Origin of the sequence: Pseudomonas sp. CHM02, from assembly GCF_000612585.1 — a bacterium.
Classification (GTDB): domain Bacteria; phylum Pseudomonadota; class Gammaproteobacteria; order Pseudomonadales; family Pseudomonadaceae; genus Aquipseudomonas.
This window is the reverse complement of the sequence record NZ_JFCA01000031.1, coordinates 77,900-97,181: the sequence shown is the minus strand read 5'-3', so window position 1 is coordinate 97,181 and position 19,282 is coordinate 77,900. Positions and strand designations below refer to the sequence as shown.

Below are 19,282 nucleotides of genomic sequence, written 5' to 3'. Positions count from 1 at the left end.
CCGTTGGTGATGACACCCAGCAGGAAGTGCTGACGCAGCGCCTGGAGCATAGGTTCGGCTTCGGGAAACGGGGTGAGCTGGTGGCGCGCGTGGATGAATGCTTCGAAGCACACATCCGCCATTTCCGTGGCTTCAGGCTGTGGATAGCCGGCCTCTTCAAACGCATGCATCAACACCCGGTGGCGCAGGATGCTGATGCGGTGTTTCAGCTCGGGATGGCGCTCCAATACCTGTTGGCGAAGGCTGGCGAAATGCTCCAGCGGCAAATCGCCAACCTTGGCAGCGTTAAGCGTCAGCCATTCGCGCATCGACGCTTCGGCGCTGATGATGACGGGTACGTTGTCCCAGAGCGTGTCGTCCAGGTCGAAGGTGATCAGCTTGATACTCATGAGTCGCCGCCCTTGATGCGTTTGGCCCGTGGATGGGCGCTGTCGTACACCGTTGCCAGGTGCTGGAAGTCCAGATGGGTGTAGATCTGTGTGGTCTTGATGTCGGAGTGGCCGAGCAGCTCCTGAACCGCACGCAGGTCCTGGGATGATTCCAGCATATGGCTGGCAAAGGAGTGTCGCAGCATGTGTGGGTGCAGGTTCTGCCCCAGCTCGCGCTCACCGGCGGCCTTGACCCGTACCTGAATCGCCCGTGGCCCCAGGCGCCGGCCTTGCTGGCTGACAAACACCGCGTCATCCGCCGGGTTGCTCAGCAGGCGCAGCGGCAGCCACAACTGCAGGGCTTCCCGCGCTTTACGGCCCACCGGTAGGACGCGGGTCTTGCTGCCCTTGCCGAGCACTTGCACCAGGCCATCCGCCAGGTCCAGTTGATCGAGATTCAGGCCGGTCAGCTCGGACAAGCGCAGACCCGAGGAATAGAACAGTTCAAGGATCGCCTGGTCGCGATGAGCCAGGAAATCGTCCTCGACGGCGCCATCCAGCAGTTGCAGGGCGCGGTCAGTGTCCAGTGTCTTGGGCAGGCGCCGCTCGCCCTTGGGCGGCGACAGGCCATTGGCCGGGTCGTGGTCGCAGAGGCCTTCACGGTTCAGGTAGTGATAAAGCCCGCGCACCGCCGAGAGCAGGCGTGACAGGCTGCGCGAGGATTGGCCGGCCTGGTGCAGGCGCGCGATCAGGCTGCGCAGGCTCTGGATATCCAGGGCCTTCCAGCTGCTGATCTGTTGTTTTTCGCAGTACGCCAGGACCTTGTTCAGGTCCCGGCGGTAGGCTTCCAGGGTGTGGGGCGACACCTGGCGCTCGTTGCGCAGGTGAGCGCAGTAAGCGTCCAGTTGCCGTTCCATGGCTAGCGCACCGCGCGCAGGGCGGTGGTGAAGCGCGGCAAGACGCGGCCCAGCACTTCGGCGATGTAGGTCAGGAACAGGGTGCCTACCGAGCTCTTGTAGTGCTGAGGGTCGCGGCTGGCGATAGCCAGCACGCCGTGCAGGCCTTGATGGCTGAGGGCAACCACGGCGGTGGAGCCGATCTGCTTGCGCTGTTCGGCGCCAAACAGGAAATCCAGCTCGTGTTCACGCAAGGTGCCGCTGATGGTCTTGCCTTCGGACAGCAGCCCGCCGATGGCGGTTTGTGCGTCGCTGCCACTGACCCAGCGACCCACCGGCATCGGGTTGTCGCTGAACAGGATCAGGCTCACGAACGGCACCTGGAAGTCCTGGCGCAGGCTGTCTTCCACGGCGATCACCGTTTCTTCCAGGCTGGTGGCGTCCATCAGGGTCAGAATCAGGCGACGGGTTTTCTCGAACAGGCGGTCGTTGTCGCGTGCGACGTCCATCAGGTGCGAGAGCTTGTGACGCATTTCGATATTGCGCTCGCGCAGGATCTTCATCTGCCGCTCCACCAGCGATACGGTGTCGCCACGCTGGTGCGGGATGCGCAGGGCCGGCAGCAGCTCTTCGTGCTCGACGAAAAAGTCCGGATTAGCCTCAAGGTACGCCGCGACAGCAGCGGCCTCCAGACTGTCGCTCGGGGTAGCTTGTGCGGGTACTTGAGGCTTATCGGTCATTGGCTTGACTCACTCATAGACGGACCTGTCCTTCGTATACGCGCGAGGCCGGCCCGGTCATCATCACCGGGTGGCCAGGGCCTGCCCACTCGATGGACAAACGTCCGCCGGGCAGGTCGATCAGCAGTGGCGAATCCATCCACCCCTGGCTGATCGCGGCCACGGCAGCGGCGCAAGCGCCGGTGCCGCAGGCCTGGGTTTCGCCGGCGCCGCGTTCCCACACACGCAATTGCGCGCGGGAACGGTCGATCACCTGCAGGAAGCCCACGTTGACCCGTGCCGGAAAGCGCGGGTGGTGTTCGATCTTCGGCCCCAATTCATGCACGGGCGCGTTGTTGATGTCGTTGACCCGCAGCACCGCGTGGGGGTTGCCCATGGACACGGCCGCGATGTCGACGGTCTTGCCGTCGACGTCCAGCGCATAGCTGGCAGCCTGCTCGGTGGCCTGGAACGGAATATCCGCCGGCACCAGACGTGGCTCGCCCATGTTCACGCTGATCTGGCCGTCGTTGCGGATATCCAGTTCGATCACGCCGCTCTTGGTCTCGACGCGGATCTGCCGCTTGGCGGTCAGGCGCTTGTCCAGCACAAAGCGCGCAAAGCAGCGCGCACCGTTGCCGCACTGTTCCACTTCGGAACCATCGGAGTTGAAGATCCGGTAACGGAAATCCACCTCCGGGTTGCTCGGTGCCTCGACGATCAGCAATTGGTCGAAACCAATGCCGGTGTGACGATCGCCCCACTGTTTAGCGTGTTTGGGCAGGATATGCGCGTGCTGGCTGACCAGGTCGAGGACCATGAAATCATTGCCCAGTCCGTGCATCTTGGTAAAACGCAGCAGCATGGCTTACTCCGGCAGCAGGCTTTCGCCAGCATACAACTCGGCTACCGTCTCGCGGCGACGCACTTCAAACGCTTGATCACCGTCCACCAGCACCTCGGCGGTACGCCCGCGGGTGTTGTAGTTGGAACTCATGACAAACCCGTAGGCACCGGCCGAATGCACGGCCAGCAGATCGCCTTCTTCCAGGGCCAGCTGACGATCCTTGGCCAGGAAGTCGCCGGTCTCGCAGATCGGGCCGACGATGTCGTAGGCGCGCGCTTCGCTGGCGCGAGGCGTCACGGCGGTGACATTCATCCAGGCCTGGTACAGCGCCGGGCGGATCAGGTCGTTCATCGCCGCGTCGACGATGGCGAAATCCTTGTGCTCGGTGTGCTTGAGGTACTCGACCTGGGTCAGCAGCACGCCCGCGTTGGCGACGATATAGCGGCCTGGCTCGAACATCAGCGTCAGGTCGCGGCCTTCGATGCGCTCGCGCACAGCCTGGATATAGTCGGCAATCAGCGGCGGCTCTTCATCGCGGTAGCGCACGCCCACGCCGCCACCGAGGTCGATGTGGTGCAGGTAGATGCCGCATTCGCCGAGGCGATCGATCAGTGCCAGCAGGCGATCGAGTGCATCCAGGAACGGTAGCAGGCTGGTCAGTTGCGAGCCGATATGGCAGTCGACGCCCAGCACTTCCAGGTTCGGCAGTTGCGCGGCGCGGATGTACACGTCTTCGGCGTCGGCAATGGCGATGCCGAACTTGTTCTCTTTGAGACCGGTGGAAATGTACGGGTGGGTGCCGGCGTCGACGTCCGGGTTGACGCGCAGGGAGATCGGCGCGCGAACGCCCATCTCGGCGGCCACGACTTGCAGGCGTTCGAGTTCGTCGGTGGATTCGATGTTGAAGCAATGCACGCCGACTTCCAGGGCACGGCGCATGTCTTCGCGGGTCTTGCCGACGCCGGAGAACACGATCTTGTCAGCCTTGCCGCCAGCAGCCAGTACACGTTCCAGCTCGCCACGGGAGACGATGTCGAAACCAGCGCCGAGGCGCGCCAGGACATTCAGTACACCCAGGTTGGAGTTGGCCTTGACCGCGTAGCACACCAGGTGCGGCACACCGTCGAGTGCGTCGGTGAATGAGCGGTACTGGGCTTCGATATGCGCACGGGAATACACATAGGTCGGGGTGCCGAAGCGCTCGGCAATCGCGGACAACGCCACGCCTTCCGCGAACAGCTCGCCGTCCCGGTAGTTAAAAGCGTCCATGGAGTTCCCTTATTCGTAGGTGTCGTGCTTATGCGCTTTGGCTGGCTTCTGCGACGATTGCGCCTGTTCATTCGGGTCTTTGCTGTCATCGGGCAGGTACAGCGGGCCTTTTTGACCACAGGCACTAACGAGGCAAGCGACCGCGACGAGCGCAGCAAGGGAAGAGATCAGGCGCTTCATGGCGAAATCCTTGAATATGCATTAATTGCGCCCGAGTATACCGACCACCCGCCAGCTTGCCTATGCGCTGGAATACCCGTCCGGCGGGGGTTTGCCGAGATAGGCGGGAAGCGGACTACGCTGGTTGAGGATATTTCACGCCGTCAATCGTGTTGAAATCGGTATCCTTTGCAATCGGCGGGGCTCGCCCGTATCGTGCGGCGCTTGAGCAAAACCAGACACTTTTGAGGTTGCCACAATGAGTTTGACCGAAGCCCGTTTTCACGACCTGGTGGATTCGACCCAGCAGGCGCTGGAAGATATTTTCGACGACAGCGGCCTGGACGTGGACCTGGAAAACTCGGCCGGCGTGCTGACCGTCAAGTTCGAGAACGGCACTCAACTGATCTTCAGTCGCCAGGAGCCGTTGCGTCAGCTGTGGCTGGCTGCACGTTCCGGTGGTTTTCACTTCGATTACAACGAAGAAGACAACAATTGGCAGTGCGATACCAGCGATGAGCTGCTCAGTGAAATGCTCGCGCGGCTGGTCCTGGAACAAGCCGGCGCCGAGCTGGATTTCGACGAGATTTGACCGTGACCCAGCCTGCACCTGTCCGTCCGCCGAAGCCGCTGTTCAGTAATGTCAGCCCGGCGGTGCCGTCACCTTGTATCAGTTTGTGTCGTCTGGACGAACAGAAAGTCTGCCTCGGCTGCTTCCGCCACGTGGAAGATATCCGTGAATGGCGCTCTGCCGACGATGCCCGGCGCCGAGTGATCTGTGCCGAGGCCGATCAGCGCCGGGCGCACGCCTGAGGCCGTCTTGTTTATTTGTGACGCTGTGGTAGTGTCCGGGTACGCCTCAACTCATCGAGGCCCGTGAGAACCCCGCCTTTTTCTGGCGGGGTTTTGCTTTTTTGTGCAGAAAAAAGGAGTCTGCCTGAATCATGACCACCGCACCGTCCATCATTCTCACCCGTCTTGACGTGCAGCGTCTGGAGCAACTGATCGACCGCCTGGGCGACGAATCTCCCGGCGTCGAAGCATTGCAAGCCGAACTCGACCGCGCCGAAGACGTGGTTGGTCACGATGAAGTGCCTGCGGGTGTCGTGACCATGAACTCCAGCGTGCATTGCCGTGAGCAAGGCAGTGGCAAGGACTACCACTTGACCCTGGTCTACCCGAAAGATGCCAATGCCGACGAAGGCAAGATCTCGATCCTGGCGCCGGTGGGCAGCGCCTTGCTGGGCCTGCAGGTTGGCCAGCACATCGACTGGCCGGCACCTGGCGGCAAGACCCTCAAGCTGGAGTTGCTCAGCGTTGAAGGTCAGCCCAAGGACGGCGGCGCATTCTCCATGTAACAAGAGCCGCTTTAAATCTGGCTCAGCGCCTCGTTGAGCGACAGCTCCAGTTCGGCCTTGTAGCGCAGGTACAGGTTGCTCGGGCTTTGCACATCGCCGAGCAGGCCGGAGAGGTCGAGGTCGGTGATGTAGCAGCGGTAACGCTCGGCTTCCCGGCGTTGCCCGACGATTTCCTGGGCGACCACTGCAAACAGCTGGTCGCCAAATTCCAGTTCGGAAAACTCCCGCTGATTGCAATACAGGGTAATCCCCACTTGGCCCGGCGCTGCCTTGCCGATAATCGCCTGTACGTCATAAAACGGTTTGTTCGCCGGATTCAAGGGGGCTGGCCGAGATTCGACGCCGCGCGCGCGACCGCTGCCCGACGGCAATAGCTGGTAATACAGGATTTGCACTGCGCTCAGCGGCTCCTGGGGATCCAGCGGCGACAGCGCATCCCGGCGATAGAGGATCGATTGCAGAAAGCGCTGCAAGGGCGCCAGCAGGCTCTGTTCATCATGAAACGGTACGCGTTGCTGCCAGAGCGCGTTGAATTCATCCAGCACATACAGCTCGGCGAAGCCTTCACTGACCCGGTAGAACACCTGCACGCAATCGGCCATGCCCATCGGCAGCAGCAGGGCCAGGTCGTGGTCTTCCAGGGCCATGGCGTCCAGATGCAGCGGGCTGTAGCTGGCCAGTTCTTCGCTGAGGTAGGCGATCAGCTCATCCTGGGTCGGTAGTGGCACATGGGTGGTCTGGCCCGGCATCAGTTCCATTACGTGATAGTGCTGCTGCACCTGGAGCAGATAGCGGTGATTACCCTGGCCCAGCAGCAGGTTTTGCGCGGTGTCGAAGATTTCTTCCACGCGCTGGGCAATGAACTGCGCACGGTTGTGACAGAAACAGCGCACTCGTAGCCGGGGCAGGTGGTCCGACGGCAACTGGTTGAGGTAGTCGCGCAGGCAGTCGAGCAGGGCGTGAGGGCCGTCGTAGCGGCTGACCATCACCTCGTTCCAGCTATTGAGCGTGACCTGGTCCAGCGTCAGCACCAGGTTGTCGCGTACACCGGCATAACTCAGGGAGTCGGTGCGTTCGGTGGTCATCAGGATATTCAGGTCGCGGTGGTGCTTGAGCGGGTCGATGCCGACATTGATCAGCAGTAGCACTTCCTCGGGCACTGCCGAGCGCAGCAGGCGGTCTTCGTCCACGCTGGCCAACGGTAGGGCGATGGTCTGTTGCAGGCTGCCGAGCAGGTTGAACAGCTCGAATTCGGTCATGTCGCTGGTGCCGGGGTGCAAGGCCAGGCGCGTGCTGCTGTCGATCACGCCGTTGCGATGGCACCAGGTCAGCATCTCCAGCAGGTCTCGGCTGCGCTTGATCGGCGCAAAGTGCTCCCATTCCAGGGCCGTCAGGCTACCGTTGTACAGGCCCCAGTGATGCTGGCCCGGTTCCTTGCGGTTGGGCGATTGCACCAGGGTCAGGGTGTCTTCGGCCAGGTCCGGGGCGATGCCGGGGTTGATGAACTCGACTTTGCCAGCCTTGCGCTCGAAGGCGGCGTACAGGCGCCGGCCCAGGACATTGAGGTCGCGCTTGTTGATCAGGCTGACGGTCTGTTCGGTGCGGGCGAACTGGGTCAGGAAGCGATAACTGTAATTGAGCTCGCTGACCAGCGCCCGGCGCTCGGAGGCCACCTGGCGCACCTTCCATTGGCTACGGCTGTCCAGCAGCGCCAATTGGCGCTGGTCCCAGCCCCATTCGTGGGCCAGGCGCTCCAGCAGCAGTCGTTGCCAGCTGGTAGTGCGTTGGCCGCCGCTGAGCTTGCGATTGACCTTCAGGTACAGCGCGCGCCGTACCAACTCCAGGCGCTCGAACTCGTTGCGGGCCTTGAGGTACTCCTCGATGCGGCGGTACACCACGATGTAAGGGTCCAGCTCATCCAGGTCCACCTGGTTGGCGAATACCGCGCGCTTGAAGCGCAGGCTCAGGCAGTGCACGTTGGGGTGTTCGCTGGCGTAGACCTCGGTCAGCAGCAGCTTGAGCACGGATTTGTAGGGCGACTCGATGCCCTTGAACAGTTGCCACAGCCCGGCGCCGATGAATTCGCCTGGGGGGATGCGCGCCAGATGGCCAAGGTCCAGGGTTTCATCGGCGCGGATAAAGCGCTTGGAAATCAGCGTGTGGGTGAACTCTGCATAGCGGGTCTCTTCATACACCGGCACCAGCCACCAGATCGGTGTACGCCCGGCCAGCCAGATAGCGGTGCGGTAGAACTCATCCAGCAGCAGGTAATGCTGGGTGGTGCCGCAGTCGTCGGAGCTCAGTTGCGTGTCGCGCTCACCGAGCACAAAGCGTGTCGGCTCGATCAGGAAGAAATGCGCCTCTGCGCCCATGCTCAGGGCCCAGGCTTCCAGCAACTGGCATTTCTTGCGCAGTTCGGCCAGCTCATTCTCACTCAGGTCCGCGGCATGACAGACCCACACGTCCATGTCGCTCTGGTCGGCCTGGGCCAGGGTGCCAAGGCTGCCCATCAGGAACAGACCGTGGATCGGTCGCGGCGGGTTGCCGTGGCGCGGTTTGTAGGAAAACGAGCGAGTCAGGCGCTGGGCTTCGGTCAGGGCCTGGGTGTCGGGTTCGAAATTCGACAGGCCGGCCGGCGTGCTGCCCGACACATAGCCGGGCAGCAACGGGTGGTTGACGTGGAAGAACAGCGGCACCAGGTTCAACACGCTTTGCTGGCGCGGCGTCAGCCCCTCGACGGCCCGTGCCATACGCCCTTCGTTGAGGGCCATGAAGCGCGCGCGCAACTGGGCCAGCACCTTGCGGTCGATGCCTTCGTCCAGGTCGGGGCGGATTTCATGGGTGCGGGTCATGTCGAAGTCGGTGGCTCGCAGGGCCCGACGTGGGCGGCCGTGTGGGAGTTTACAGCCAGTAGCTTAGGAGGTTTAGAGGGAAATGGTTTTTGACGTCAGAATTTTCGCTGTTGCACAGCGACGCCCCAGGAATCCGCACGTAGCGGACTCCATGGGCGGTAACAGGTATCAGGCCGCTTCTTTGGTGCTGGCGGTGGTCAGGATGGTCAGCAGGGTTTGTGCTTGCTCGGCAGCGTCCCGGCCAAGGCTGGTCAGGTAGCCTCCGTCGGGTTGGTCGATAAGCCCTTTTGCATGCAGGCGCTTGGCGGCGGCGATGGCAGTGGGAGCAGCGGTCTGGTGGACTTTCAGACCTTCCTGGGAGCTGCCCAGGTTGAAGAGTGCAAGGATTTCCAGTTCGGCAACCAACTCAGGGGTATACGACATAAGGACTCCAGACTTTCTAAGAATTTATTAGAGGCTAGCAGGCCATAAGGTGAACGCACTTTGCCGAACTGTCCAGCGTGTTACTGCGCCCCGGAATTATTGTTTTTCGGGCGGCAGTTCCGGCAGGGCGCGCAGTGCAGTTTCATACCATTCGGTATTGAAGGCGCGGTCCTCTTCCAACAGTGCGTCGATCTCGACAGCCAGCACGTGAGCCATCAGTTGCAGGATCTCTTCGCGCTCGTAACCCACCAGGGTCAGCTTGTTGAACGTGGCCTTGGCCGCTGGCGGGTTTTCGCTTTCGATCTGGTTTTCGATCGCTTCGATCAGCGTGGTTTCGGCGAATTCTTCTTCGTCATTGTCGATATCGGTCGGCTCGCTCATGGCAGGCTCCTCAAGGAAAGGACGCCAGTCTACCCCCATTCAGGCGGGTGATGCTGCTGGTCAGGGCGGGCGTCGGGATCTATAACAGTCGCAGCCAACCCCATTCCCGGCCTGGAGGCACAGTCATGCTCAAGCTCTACGGATTCTCGGTCAGCAACTACTACAACATGGTCAAGCTGGCGCTGCTGGAGAAAGGGCTGCCGTTCGAAGAGGTGCCCTTTTATGCCGGGCAAACCCCTGAAGCCCTGGCTGTGAGTCCGCGAGGCAAGGTGCCGGTGTTGAGGGTGAAGCAGGGCTTTATCAACGAGACCAGCGTGATCCTCGAATACATCGAGCACACCCAGGAAGGGCCGGCGCTGCTCCCGGCCGAGCCGTTCCAGCGTGCGCAGGTGTTGGCGCTGTGCCGGGAAATCGAGCTGTACATCGAGTTGCCTGCCCGTGCGTGTTTTGCCGAGGCGTTCTTTGGCATGCCGGTAGCGGAGGCAATCAAGGAAAAGTCCAAGGCCGAGTTGCTGCTGGGGTTCGGTTCGTTGGGCAGGCACGGCAAGTTCGCGCCCTATGTGGCGGGCGAGAGCTTCACCATTGCCGATCTGTATTTCATGTACAGCGTGAACCTCGCCTGTGCGGTGGGCGAGAAGCTGTTCGGCCTGGATCTGCTGGCTGAAATGCCAGCGGCCAAGGCGTTGCTGGAAAGGTTACATGCCATGCCCAACGCTCAGAAAGTGGCGGCGGACAGAGAGGCAGCGATGCCGGCCTTTATGGCGATGATTGCAGCAAAAAAATAGCGACAATCAAACCTGTAGGAGCCGGCTTGCCGGCGATGGCGTCCTCAAGATCAGGTGGGATCTCAGGGGCTTCATCGCCGGCAAGCCGGCTCCTACAAGGGGATCAGCGGCTGGCGAGCAGGGCCTGGCCACGTACCACCGCAGCCTTCACCTGTGCCGGCGCAGTACCGCCCACGTGGTTACGGGCATTCACCGAACCTTCCAGGGTCAGCACGGCAAACACGTCCTGCTCGATCTGGTCGCTGAACTGACGCAGTTCTTCCAGGCTCATTTCCGCCAGGTCCTTGCCGGTGTCCACGCCGTACTTCACGGCGTGGCCGACGATTTCGTGGCAGTCGCGGAACGGCAGGCCACGGCGTACCAGGTAGTCCGCCAGGTCGGTCGCGGTGGAGAACCCACGCAGGGCCGCTTCACGCATGATCGCGTGCTTGGGCTTGATCGCCGGGATCATGTCGGCAAACGCGCGCAACGAGTCGCGCAGGGTGTCGGCGGCGTCGAACAGCGGTTCCTTGTCTTCCTGGTTGTCCTTGTTGTAGGCCAGGGGTTGGCCTTTCATCAGGGTCAGCAGGCCCATCAGGGCACCGAACACGCGGCCGCTCTTGCCGCGAACCAGTTCGGGCACGTCGGGGTTTTTCTTTTGCGGCATGATCGAGCTGCCGGTGCAGAAGCGGTCCGGCAGGTCGATGAACTGGAATTGCGCGCTGGTCCACAGCACCAACTCTTCGGAGAAACGCGACAGGTGCATCATGGCGATGCTGGCGGCAGCGCAGAATTCGATGGCGAAGTCACGGTCCGACACACCATCCAGCGAGTTGCCGCCCACGGCATCGAAGCCCAGCAATTGTGCGGTGTACTCGCGGTCGATCGGGTACGTGGTGCCGGCCAGTGCGGCGCTGCCCAATGGCATGCGGTTGGCGCGCTTGCGGCAGTCCACCAGGCGCTCGTAGTCGCGGCTGAGCATTTCGAACCAGGCCAGCAGGTGGTGGCCGAAGGTCACCGGTTGCGCGGTCTGCAGGTGAGTGAAGCCGGGCATGATGGTGTCCGATTCACGCTCGGCCTGCTCCAGCAAACCTTTTTGCAGGCGGGTGATTTCGGCGAGGATCAGGTCGATCTCGTCACGCAGCCACAGGCGAATGTCGGTGGCCACCTGGTCGTTACGGCTGCGGCCAGTGTGCAGCTTTTTGCCAGTCACGCCGATGCGGTCGGTGAGGCGCGCTTCGATGTTCATGTGCACGTCTTCCAGGTCGACGCGCCAGTCGAACGTGCCGGCTTCGATCTCGCCACGGATAGTGGTCAGGCCGTCGATGATGCTGTCGCGCTCGGCGTCGGTCAGCACGCCGACCTTGGCCAGCATCGTCGCGTGGGCAATGGAACCCATGATGTCGTGGCGGTACAGGCGCTGGTCGAAGGTGACGGAGGCGGTGAAGCGGGCGACGAAGGCGTCGACGGGTTCACTGAAGCGGCCGCCCCAGGACTGGTTGGTCTTGTCGGTGCTCATGGATTCGCTCGTGATCTGCTTAATAAAGAGGCATGGAAGTGTGCCGGCGATAATAACAGGGTTGCCCGTGGAGGCGGTGCTGCGGGTCGTCGGCATTTTTATTTGTGCAAAGGATGGCTAAGTGCCTTGCCGCCGATCGCGTCCGGGACGAGACTGGGTACAGGGGCTTATTGAAACGATATTTGACGATTGAGCAATGTCGGCTCAGTGAGCGTCTACAGTTGGACTGATAGTGTGTGAATGCACCAAAGTCGGGTGATGCGGTCAGAGCCCAGACTATCCATTAAAAAAGGGGGGTATTCGGATTGTGTATCAGCAAACCCTACGACGATGCCCGAAGGCAGCAGGTCTTGGGCGCTATTGAACAGGTCCGGGTAAATATGGGTGCCATTCTCAGGGCACTTTTTGCCGCTCGCGCTAGTCTTAGCGTGGATCGCTGTGACGCAAGTCACCGCACCTGTCTACGCTATCCTTGTGCGAGACTCACGCAGGAATCCAGCGCAATATGAATGTCCTGATCGTTGATGACGAACCCCAAGCCCGCGAGCGACTGAGCCGTTTGGTCAGTGAACTCGAGGGTTACGCAGTATTAGAACCGAGCGCCACCACGGGCGAAGAGGCGTTGACGTTGATCGACAGCCTCAAGCCGGATGTGGTGCTGCTCGATATCCGTATGCCGGGCCTCGACGGCCTGCAAGTTGCCGCCCGACTGAGCGAGCGCGAGTCGCCACCCGCCGTGGTGTTTTGCGCAACCGGTGAAGAGTTTTCCGCGGAGACGCTGGAAGCCAGCGGTGTCAGCTTCCTCATCAAACCGGTGGCCGGCGAGGCAGTGCTCAAGGCCCTAAAAAAGGCCGAGCGCCCGACCCGTGTCCAGCTCGCCGCGCTGACTCAGCCGGCTGCCCAAAGTGGTAACGGGCCGCGCAGCCATATCAGTGCCCGCACACGCAAAGGCATCGAACTTATCCCGCTGGGCGAGGTGGTCTATTTTATTGCCGATCACAAGTACGTGACCCTGCGTCACCAGGGCGGCGAAGTGCTGCTCGACGAACCGCTCAAGGCCCTTGAAGATGAATTCGGCGACCGCTTCGTGCGTATCCACCGCAACGCGCTGGTGGCCCGCGAGCGTATCGAACGCCTTCAGCGCACGCCCCTGGGGCACTTTCAGCTCTTCCTGAAAGGCCTTAACGGCGACGCATTGATCGTCAGCCGACGGCATGTCGCGGGCGTGCGCAAGATGATGCAGCAGCTTTAGCCCAGGGGCTGTGGCGCGGCCTGCATTCCTTATCCCGGTGCGACGTGGCCAGGGAGGCCCCGCACTTGCTGATTCAAATCAAAGCGTATTTGCCTGAGCTGTTATTATCTGCCGTATCTATTCAGTACGGATTGATCCATGTCCTCTCGCGAAATCCGCATCGCCACCCGTAAAAGCGCCTTGGCCTTGTGGCAGGCCGAATACGTCAAAGCACGTCTGGAGCAGGCCCATCCTGGTCTCACGGTGACCCTGGTGCCCATGGTCAGTCGCGGCGACAAGCTGCTCGACTCGCCACTGTCGAAGATCGGCGGCAAGGGGTTGTTCGTCAAGGAACTGGAAACCGCACTGCTCGAAAACGAAGCTGACATCGCCGTGCATTCGATGAAAGACGTGCCCATGGACTTCCCTGAAGGCCTGGGCCTGTTTTGCATCTGTGAGCGCGAAGACCCGCGTGATGCCTTCGTTTCCAACACGTATGCCTCTTTGGATGAGCTGCCCCTGGGCAGCATCGTCGGTACGTCGAGCCTGCGCCGCCAGGCACAGCTGTTGACCCGCCGCCCGGACTTGCAGATCCGCTTCCTGCGCGGCAACGTCAACACCCGTTTGGCGAAGCTCGACGCGGGCGAATATGACGCGATCATTCTCGCGGCGGCCGGCCTGATCCGTCTGGGTTTCGAAGACCGTATCACCTCGGCCATCAGCGTCGAGGACAGCCTGCCCGCGGGTGGGCAGGGCGCCGTTGGCATTGAATGCCGTACCGCCGACCCTGAAATCCACGCCCTGCTCAAACCCTTGGATCACCACGACACCGAGGTGCGCGTCACGGCCGAGCGTGCCCTGAACAAGCACCTCAATGGTGGCTGCCAGGTGCCGATCGCCTGCTACGCCGTGCTCGAAGGTGACAACCTGTGGTTGCGTGGCTTGGTTGGGGACCCGGAAGGCGGCACGCTGCTGACCGCCGAGGTTCGTGGTCCGCAGCGCGACGCTACGGCCCTGGGTATCCAGGTGGCTGAAGCGCTGCTGGAGAAGGGCGCCGGCGCCATTCTGCAAAAAGTCTACGGCGAGGCCGGTCCGCAGTGACCGAATGGCGCGTGCTGCTGACGAGGCCAGCCGAGGAATCGATGGCCCTGGCGGCCACGTTGTCCGAAGCGGGTATTTTCAGCAGCAGTTTGCCGCTGCTGGACATTGAGCCGCTGCCTGTCACCCCTGAACAGCAGGCCGTCTTCTGTGGTCTGGACCGCTACTGTGCGGTGATCGTCGTCAGCAAACCTGCCGCGCGCCTGGCCGTGCAGCAGCTGGGGCGGGCGGGGAAGCAACTGCCGTGGTTCAGTGTCGGCGCCGCCACCGCGCAGGTCCTGGCTGATCACGGCCTCAACGTTCACTACCCACCGACTGGCGATGACAGCGAGGCCTTGCTTCAATTGCCTGCGTTGCGCGAGGCTATCGCACGCCCCGGTGCCCGGGTATTGATCCTGCGCGGCGAGGGCGGTCGTGAGCTGCTGGCGGAGCGTTTGCGTGAGCAAGGTGCTAGTGTCGATTATCTGGAGTTGTATCGCCGTTTTCTTCCGGCCTACGACGCCGGTGTGCTGGTGCAACGCATCCAGTTGGAACGCTTGAACGGCCTGGTGGTCAGCAGTGGGCAGGGTTTTTTGCACCTGCAGGCCCTGGCCGGAGCCGATTGGCCACAGGTGGCACAGCTACCGTTGTTCGTGCCGAGCCCGCGAATCCAGGAAATGGCGCGGGCCGCTGGCGCAGAAAAAGTTGTGGATTGTCGCGGTGCGAGTGCCGCGGCTTTGTTAGTGGCGATACGGAGCTATACCGTTCCCACTCTCTGATACGCAAAGGACGGATACGTGAGCGAAACAGCCTTGCCTAAAGATGAAGCCCAACCCGCACTTGATGCGCCGGTTGAGTCACCGGTCACCGCGCCGCGCCGTGGCAATGGCCTGGCAATCGTCGCCTTGCTGCTCGGCGCCGCCGGTGTTGCCGCCGGCGGTTGGGGGATCTGGCAGGTCCGTGCCCTGCAAGCCAGCAGCCAACAACAGTTGGGCCAAGTGCAGACCCTCGATGACCAGTCCCAGTCCCTCAAGCAAAGCCAGCAACAACTGGCTGCACGCCTGGCGCAGCTGCCGGGTGCGGATGAGCTGGAGGAGCGTCGTCGTCTGGTGGCCCAGTTGCAGGGTGATCAGCAGCAACTGAGCCAGCGCCTGGAAACCGTACTGGGGTCCAGCCGCAAGGATTGGCGCCTGGCCGAGGCCGAGCACTTGATTCGTCTGGCGAGCCTGCGCCTGTCCGCGCTGCAAGATATCAACAGCGCACAGGCGCTGGTCCAGGGCGCCGACGAGATTCTTCGCGAGCAAAGTGATCCAGGCTCCTACGCCGCCCGCGAGCAATTGGCCAAGAGCCTTGCCGCGCTGCGCAGCACCGAGCAGCCGGACCGCACCGGGCTCTACCTGCAATTGGCAGCTTTGCGTGACCAGGTCGTGCAACTGTCGGCCATTGCCCCAGAGTATCAGCTGACCGAGCCTGCTTCCGGTGGGCGCCCGACTACCGATACGGAGAGCCGCTGGAGCCAGTGGTGGGAGCAGATTTCCCGTTACTTCCGCATCGACTTCAACCCCGACGACAACATCCGTCCGCTGCTGGCCGGCCAAGGCCTGAACCAGGTGCGCCTGGCCCTGAGCCTGGCACTGGAGCAAGCACAGTGGGCGGCGCTCAATGGCGAGTCGGCCGTCTACAGCCGCTCCCTGGGCGAGGCGCGCAGTGTGTTGCAGGACAACTTCAACCCGGACAACCCACAGAGCAAAGCGATGCTGGCGCGCATCGCCGAGCTCGAGCCCAAGGCGGTGTCGGTGGTAACGCCGGACTTGGCCGCGAGCCTGGCTGCCGTGCAGGCGTACCTTGAGCGTCGTCATCTGTCTGCCGACGAAGCCAAGGCGGCGGCAACGCCGGCGAAGCAGGAGTAGAGCCGATGAAACGTTTCTATGTGATCCTGGTGCTGGCGATTGCAGTCGCGCTGGCACTGGCTGTAGGCATTTCGAAACACACCGGCTACGTGCTGATTACCTACCCTCATGTACTGCATTATGAGTCAAGCCTGTGGGCGACGGTGGTAGCGGTATTTGCGCTCGGTTTGGCGATCTACCTGATCCGTGTGCTGTTGAGCCTGGTCACCACGTCCGGTGGCGTGGTCAACCCGTGGTCGCGGCGTAACCGCAGCCGCCGTGTGCAGATCGCCATCGAGCAAGGCCAGATGGACCTTGCCGAAGGCCGTTGGGCCAGCGCCGAGCGCCATCTGCACCGTGCCGCCGAAGCCGAGCGTCAGCCACTGCTGTACTACCTCGGCGCCGCCCGTGCCGCGAATGAGCAAGGACGTTACGAAGAGTCCGACGGCTTGCTGGAGCGCGCCCTGGAGCGTCAGCCCCAGGCCGAGCTCGCGGTTGCCTTGAGCCATGCGCAATTGCAACTGGACCGCGGCGACACTGACGGCGCACTGACCACCTTGCAGGCGATGCACGAGCGCCATCCCCATAACGCGCAGGTCTTGCGTCAACTGCAGCGCCTGCACCAGCAGCGCGGTGATTGGTCGGCGGTGATCCGCCTGCTGCCCGAATTGCGCAAGGACAAAGTACTGCCCGCCAGCGAACTCGCCGAGCTTGAGCGCCGTGCCTGGGGTGAGAACCTCAGCCTCGCCGCCCAACGCGAAGAGCAGGGCGAAGCAGGCTTGCAGTCCCTTGAGCGGGCCTGGCAGCAACTGACTTCCGCCCAGCGCCAGGAGCCTCAGTTGGTCCTGGCCTACGCCGAGCAACTGCGCCAGTTGGGGGCCGATGCCAAGGCTGAGGAAGCGCTGCGTGGAGCGATCAAGCGTGGCTACGACAGCCACCTGATCCGGCTCTACGGCCTGTTGCGCGGCAGTGATCCGGCCCGGCAATTGAAGTTTGCCGAGGGGTGGCTCAAGGATCATCCGGGCGATGCCAGCCTGCTGCTGACGCTGGGACGCCTGTGCCTGCAAAACAGTCTGTGGGGCAAGGCGCGGGATTACCTGGAAAGCAGTCTGCAAGTGCAGCGCAATCCCGAGGCCTGTGCCGAATTGGCGCGCTTGTTGGCCCAGTTGGGTGACACCGAGCGCAGCAACCAACTGTTCCAGGAAGGGCTGGGGCTGCTGGATAACCGTCTGTTGGCATCACCGCTGCCTGTCCCGGCTCGCGTTTGAATTGGGACACGGGCGAGGGTTGGCCCAGACCTGTCTGGTAGCCGACCCTTGTGTCTTCAAAAAGACGGGTTCAGGGCGCTTGTGGGCAAAGTCCGACGCTGGATTGCCCAAGGTCTTCCATCTTCAGGCGGGAAGTCCTTGCTCTCTCGCGGAATCGTCTGCTCCAGCACGTATTGAAAGCGGTCAGGCCTTTCATCTACCGTAGCGACCTATCTTTCGCGACGCGGATAAAGCATGTCTTTGGCCCCCTCACGCTCATTGTTTTTTCTTGCGTTCCTGGCAGGTGCGCTGACATTGGGTGCGTCCTTTTACCTTGAGTTCGGCGTCTCGCTGCGTCCTTGCTTCCTGTGCCAGATGCAACGGGTGTTCCTGGCCGCTTTCACAGTGATCAACCTGGTCGCTGCCCTGCATAACTCCAAGCGTTCGGCTGTCTGCCTGTACGGCGTGGCAAGCATGGGCTTCGCGTTGCTTGGTGCCTTCACCGCCGTGCGCCAGGTATTGCTACAAAACGCCGCACCGGACCAGGCGACCGATTGCTGGCCCAGCCTGCACTACATGATCGAAAACCTGTCGTTCTGGCAGGCCCTGCAATTGACCGTCAAAGGTACCGTCGACTGCGTGGAGATCAACTGGACGCTGTTTGACTTGAGCTTGCCGGAGTGGAGCCTGCTGTTTTTCGTCGGGATGTTGATCCTGGGTGCCATGCAGTTTTCACGGTTGTTCTTGAGCCAACGTTTGCGCCCGGCGAGGCACTGAAGGTCAGTCGCAGTTTGTAGGACGGGATTAAACACTTGTATGAACTTTCTCTCCTGCGTACCTTGAAGCCATAGTCATGCGGGCATAATCTGGCCCGCACGTGTTAATGAAACCGTTTGTCAGAGGTGGCCTTGTCCGGCTGCTGCTTTATCCTTGAAGTGTTGCGCGGGCACCAGGCGGCAGCGCCCCTATAGGGAAGAGAGATCATCATGCTGGAAAGTTGTCAGAATGCTCAGGAACGCTGGGGTGGGGTGCACAAGCTGATCGACAGCTGGCTGAAGGCACGTCACGAACTGGTTCGGGCCTTTGATGCTCTCGGCGCCAAGCCCGAGGCGCTGGCTAAGAACCACAAGCCATTGCAAGAGTTCTGCGGGGCTTTGGTGGATTACGTTTCTGCCGGTCATTTTGAAATCTACGAGCAACTGACCGGCGAAGCGAAGGCCTTCAATGACCAGCGCGGCTTGGAGTTGGCCGATACCATTTACCCGCGTATTGACGTGATCACCGAGAAGCTGCTGGCCTTCAACGATTTGTGTGATGAAGGTAAGTGTGTTGCTGAAAAATTCAAGGAGCTCGGAGGTCTGCTCCATGAGCGTTTCGAGCTGGAAGATTGCTTGATCGAAGTGCTGCACACCGCTCATAAGGAAGACGCTGCTATCCAGGCCTGAACCTTGGCGATGAGACAAAAACGGTGCGCATGACGCACCGTTTTTTATTGCCTCAGTGTCGAATGCCGAGCAATTCGATCTCGAACACCAGGGGTGCGTAGGGCGGAATCAACTCGCCGGCACCGTCGGCGCCATAAGCCTGGGCTGATGGAATCACCAGGCGCCATTTCGCTCCCACGGGCATCTGCTGCAGTGCGCTGCTCCAGCCGCTGATCACGCTATCCAGACGAAACCATTGGGGCTGCGTGCTCTGGTCGAACACCGTGCCGTCTGGCAACCGTCCCACGTACTTCACTTGCACCTGATCGCTGGTGGTCGGCTTGTCGCCAGTGCCTGGGCTGAGTTCGGTGAGCAAGATGCCATCCGCCAATTCGCGCACGCCTTTTTCGGCTTTTTCCTTGCTCAGGAATTGTTGTTCGGCCGCGAGTGCTTTTTCGCTTTGAGGTGCCTGCGCATCGGCTTCGCTCTGTGCTTCGTGCTGGGCAAGAATCTGTTCGATGCGGGCGTTGTCCAGCGCCAGCGGCTTGCCCTGATACGCCTGCTTGAGGCCGTCGATCAACGCCTGGATCTGCAGGTCGGGAACCTCCTGGCGCAAGCGTTCACCGAGGCTCGCGCCCAGGCTGTAGGCAAGGTCGTGCTGGTTTTGCTCGATGGTTTTGGGCGGCGATTGCTCGCTCGCATTGGCCACCGAAATCGCCAGGCCAAGCACAAGAAAAAGGTAACGCGACATGGGCATTCTCCCGCCGAAAGTGCGACGGATTATGCCAGTGTGAGTGGGTAAAAAGTGCCGCGTATTTTCGTTATAACGATAAGAATTTTCGCACGGTGCAACGCAAGG

General features: G+C 61.7%; 22 protein-coding genes. 11 read left to right on the top strand and 11 right to left on the bottom strand.

The annotated features are described in order from the left end of the window. From BM70_RS0119080 to BM70_RS32550, 6 genes are all read right to left on the bottom strand, one after another. Positions 1 to 389 (bottom strand): HAD family hydrolase (locus tag BM70_RS0119080; protein ID WP_025857460.1); only part of this gene is annotated, 389 nt, incomplete at its 3' end. Continuing rightward, positions 386 to 1,285, bottom strand: a complete 900-nt coding sequence (gene xerC, locus BM70_RS0119075) for a tyrosine recombinase XerC (RefSeq protein ID WP_025857459.1) — start codon at positions 1,283 to 1,285, stop codon at positions 386 to 388. The genes BM70_RS0119080 and xerC, both read right to left, overlap by 4 nt. Positions 1,286 to 1,287: 2 nt before the next feature. Next, the gene (locus BM70_RS0119070; RefSeq protein WP_025857458.1) at positions 1,288 to 2,004 is read right to left on the bottom strand and encodes a DUF484 family protein; all 717 of its coding nucleotides are present in this window, start codon (positions 2,002 to 2,004) and stop codon (positions 1,288 to 1,290) included. A 13-nt stretch (positions 2,005 to 2,017) separates the two neighbouring features. Beyond that, entirely contained in the window at positions 2,018 to 2,848 is an 831-nt protein-coding gene (gene dapF / locus BM70_RS0119065) for a diaminopimelate epimerase (protein ID WP_025857457.1), read from the bottom strand. Between the two features lie 3 nt (positions 2,849 to 2,851). Beyond that, complete coding sequence (gene lysA / locus BM70_RS0119060) at positions 2,852 to 4,099, bottom strand: diaminopimelate decarboxylase (RefSeq protein ID WP_025857456.1); 1,248 nt, start codon at positions 4,097 to 4,099, stop codon at positions 2,852 to 2,854. Positions 4,100 to 4,108: 9 nt separating this feature from the next. Beyond that, positions 4,109 to 4,279, bottom strand: coding sequence for a lipoprotein (locus BM70_RS32550; protein WP_034110232.1), 171 nt, complete (start codon positions 4,277 to 4,279; stop codon positions 4,109 to 4,111). Between the two features lie 238 nt (positions 4,280 to 4,517). On the opposite strand from BM70_RS32550, the gene cyaY reads away from it, so the two are divergent. The 3 genes from cyaY (at position 4,518) to rnk (ending at position 5,616) form a co-directional block, all read left to right on the top strand. Continuing rightward, positions 4,518 to 4,850, top strand: a complete 333-nt coding sequence (cyaY, locus tag BM70_RS0119050; RefSeq protein ID WP_010207448.1) for an iron donor protein CyaY — start codon at positions 4,518 to 4,520, stop codon at positions 4,848 to 4,850. A gap of 2 nt (positions 4,851 to 4,852) precedes the next feature. Further along, positions 4,853 to 5,071 carry a DUF1289 domain-containing protein gene (locus BM70_RS32540; RefSeq protein WP_081782097.1) on the top strand — a complete coding sequence of 73 codons (219 nt, stop codon included), beginning with the start codon at positions 4,853 to 4,855 and terminating at the stop codon, positions 5,069 to 5,071. 131 nt (positions 5,072 to 5,202) lie between these two features. After that, on the top strand, positions 5,203 to 5,616 hold the full coding sequence (rnk, locus tag BM70_RS0119045; RefSeq protein ID WP_025857455.1) for a nucleoside diphosphate kinase regulator: 414 nt from the start codon (positions 5,203 to 5,205) through the stop codon (positions 5,614 to 5,616). An 11-nt stretch (positions 5,617 to 5,627) separates the two neighbouring features. Here the strand turns inward: rnk and BM70_RS0119040 are convergent, their stop codons facing one another. From BM70_RS0119040 to BM70_RS0119030, 3 genes are all read right to left on the bottom strand, one after another. Then, on the bottom strand, positions 5,628 to 8,468 hold the full coding sequence (locus BM70_RS0119040) for a class I adenylate cyclase (protein WP_025857454.1): 2,841 nt from the start codon (positions 8,466 to 8,468) through the stop codon (positions 5,628 to 5,630). Between the two features lie 168 nt (positions 8,469 to 8,636). Next, a complete protein-coding gene (locus BM70_RS0119035; RefSeq protein ID WP_025857453.1) occupies positions 8,637 to 8,891 on the bottom strand; it encodes a TIGR02647 family protein in 255 nt (84 codons plus the stop codon). A gap of 96 nt (positions 8,892 to 8,987) precedes the next feature. Beyond that, a complete protein-coding gene (locus tag BM70_RS0119030; protein ID WP_010207441.1) occupies positions 8,988 to 9,272 on the bottom strand; it encodes a hypothetical protein in 285 nt (94 codons plus the stop codon). Between the two features lie 125 nt (positions 9,273 to 9,397). Here BM70_RS0119030 and BM70_RS0119025 point away from each other — a divergent pair, with 125 nt between their 5' ends. Continuing rightward, positions 9,398 to 10,057, top strand: coding sequence for a glutathione S-transferase family protein (locus BM70_RS0119025; protein WP_025857452.1), 660 nt, complete (start codon positions 9,398 to 9,400; stop codon positions 10,055 to 10,057). Between the two features lie 103 nt (positions 10,058 to 10,160). Here the strand turns inward: BM70_RS0119025 and argH are convergent, their stop codons facing one another. Further along, positions 10,161 to 11,555 (bottom strand): argininosuccinate lyase, encoded by a 1,395-nt coding sequence (argH, locus tag BM70_RS0119020; RefSeq protein ID WP_024078056.1) that lies wholly within the window; start codon positions 11,553 to 11,555, stop codon positions 10,161 to 10,163. Positions 11,556 to 12,060: 505 nt separating this feature from the next. Here argH and BM70_RS0119015 point away from each other — a divergent pair. The 7 genes from BM70_RS0119015 to BM70_RS0118985 all read left to right on the top strand — a co-directional run bounded on the left by BM70_RS0119015 (position 12,061) and on the right by BM70_RS0118985 (position 18,444). Continuing rightward, positions 12,061 to 12,807: a LytTR family DNA-binding domain-containing protein gene (locus tag BM70_RS0119015; protein ID WP_025857451.1), complete on the top strand. Its 747-nt coding sequence runs from the start codon at positions 12,061 to 12,063 to the stop codon at positions 12,805 to 12,807. Between the two features lie 138 nt (positions 12,808 to 12,945). Then, positions 12,946 to 13,887, top strand: a complete 942-nt coding sequence (gene hemC / locus BM70_RS0119010) for a hydroxymethylbilane synthase (RefSeq protein WP_025857450.1) — start codon at positions 12,946 to 12,948, stop codon at positions 13,885 to 13,887. Continuing rightward, entirely contained in the window at positions 13,884 to 14,642 is a 759-nt protein-coding gene (locus BM70_RS33665; RefSeq protein WP_025857449.1) for a uroporphyrinogen-III synthase, read from the top strand. Before hemC ends, BM70_RS33665 begins: the two co-directional genes overlap by 4 nt. A gap of 18 nt (positions 14,643 to 14,660) precedes the next feature. Continuing rightward, on the top strand, positions 14,661 to 15,773 hold the full coding sequence (locus BM70_RS33660) for a uroporphyrinogen-III C-methyltransferase (RefSeq protein ID WP_025857448.1): 1,113 nt from the start codon (positions 14,661 to 14,663) through the stop codon (positions 15,771 to 15,773). Between the two features lie 5 nt (positions 15,774 to 15,778). Continuing rightward, positions 15,779 to 17,020 carry a heme biosynthesis protein HemY gene (locus tag BM70_RS0118995; protein ID WP_025857447.1) on the top strand — a complete coding sequence of 414 codons (1,242 nt, stop codon included), beginning with the start codon at positions 15,779 to 15,781 and terminating at the stop codon, positions 17,018 to 17,020. 234 nt (positions 17,021 to 17,254) lie between these two features. Then, entirely contained in the window at positions 17,255 to 17,776 is a 522-nt protein-coding gene (locus BM70_RS0118990; RefSeq protein ID WP_025857446.1) for a disulfide bond formation protein B, read from the top strand. 209 nt (positions 17,777 to 17,985) lie between these two features. Beyond that, complete coding sequence (locus BM70_RS0118985; protein ID WP_025857445.1) at positions 17,986 to 18,444, top strand: Rsd/AlgQ family anti-sigma factor; 459 nt, start codon at positions 17,986 to 17,988, stop codon at positions 18,442 to 18,444. Positions 18,445 to 18,496: 52 nt separating this feature from the next. On the opposite strand, the gene BM70_RS0118980 is transcribed toward BM70_RS0118985, so the two are convergent. Beyond that, complete coding sequence (locus BM70_RS0118980; protein WP_025857444.1) at positions 18,497 to 19,174, bottom strand: FKBP-type peptidyl-prolyl cis-trans isomerase; 678 nt, start codon at positions 19,172 to 19,174, stop codon at positions 18,497 to 18,499. Positions 19,175 to 19,282: the final 108 nt, after the last annotated feature.

Bases quoted from the DNA above. Each gene is read 5' to 3' on its own strand.
- xerC (WP_025857459.1), bottom strand. From the start codon at position 1,285: ATGGAACGGCAACTGGACGCTTACTGCGCTCACCTGCGCAACGAGCGC.
- BM70_RS0119070 (WP_025857458.1), bottom strand. From the start codon at position 2,004: ATGACCGATAAGCCTCAAGTACCCGCACAAGCTACCCCGAGCGACAGT.
- dapF (WP_025857457.1), bottom strand. From the start codon at position 2,848: ATGCTGCTGCGTTTTACCAAGATGCACGGACTGGGCAATGATTTCATG.
- lysA (WP_025857456.1), bottom strand. From the start codon at position 4,099: ATGGACGCTTTTAACTACCGGGACGGCGAGCTGTTCGCGGAAGGCGTG.
- BM70_RS32550 (WP_034110232.1), bottom strand. From the start codon at position 4,279: ATGAAGCGCCTGATCTCTTCCCTTGCTGCGCTCGTCGCGGTCGCTTGC.
- cyaY (WP_010207448.1), top strand. From the start codon at position 4,518: ATGAGTTTGACCGAAGCCCGTTTTCACGACCTGGTGGATTCGACCCAG.
- rnk (WP_025857455.1), top strand. From the start codon at position 5,203: ATGACCACCGCACCGTCCATCATTCTCACCCGTCTTGACGTGCAGCGT.
- BM70_RS0119040 (WP_025857454.1), bottom strand. From the start codon at position 8,468: ATGACCCGCACCCATGAAATCCGCCCCGACCTGGACGAAGGCATCGAC.
- BM70_RS0119035 (WP_025857453.1), bottom strand. From the start codon at position 8,891: ATGTCGTATACCCCTGAGTTGGTTGCCGAACTGGAAATCCTTGCACTC.
- BM70_RS0119030 (WP_010207441.1), bottom strand. From the start codon at position 9,272: ATGAGCGAGCCGACCGATATCGACAATGACGAAGAAGAATTCGCCGAA.
- BM70_RS0119025 (WP_025857452.1), top strand. From the start codon at position 9,398: ATGCTCAAGCTCTACGGATTCTCGGTCAGCAACTACTACAACATGGTC.
- argH (WP_024078056.1), bottom strand. From the start codon at position 11,555: ATGAGCACCGACAAGACCAACCAGTCCTGGGGCGGCCGCTTCAGTGAA.
- BM70_RS0119015 (WP_025857451.1), top strand. From the start codon at position 12,061: ATGAATGTCCTGATCGTTGATGACGAACCCCAAGCCCGCGAGCGACTG.
- hemC (WP_025857450.1), top strand. From the start codon at position 12,946: ATGTCCTCTCGCGAAATCCGCATCGCCACCCGTAAAAGCGCCTTGGCC.
- BM70_RS0118995 (WP_025857447.1), top strand. From the start codon at position 15,779: ATGAAACGTTTCTATGTGATCCTGGTGCTGGCGATTGCAGTCGCGCTG.
- BM70_RS0118990 (WP_025857446.1), top strand. From the start codon at position 17,255: ATGTCTTTGGCCCCCTCACGCTCATTGTTTTTTCTTGCGTTCCTGGCA.
- BM70_RS0118985 (WP_025857445.1), top strand. From the start codon at position 17,986: ATGCTGGAAAGTTGTCAGAATGCTCAGGAACGCTGGGGTGGGGTGCAC.
- BM70_RS0118980 (WP_025857444.1), bottom strand. From the start codon at position 19,174: ATGTCGCGTTACCTTTTTCTTGTGCTTGGCCTGGCGATTTCGGTGGCC.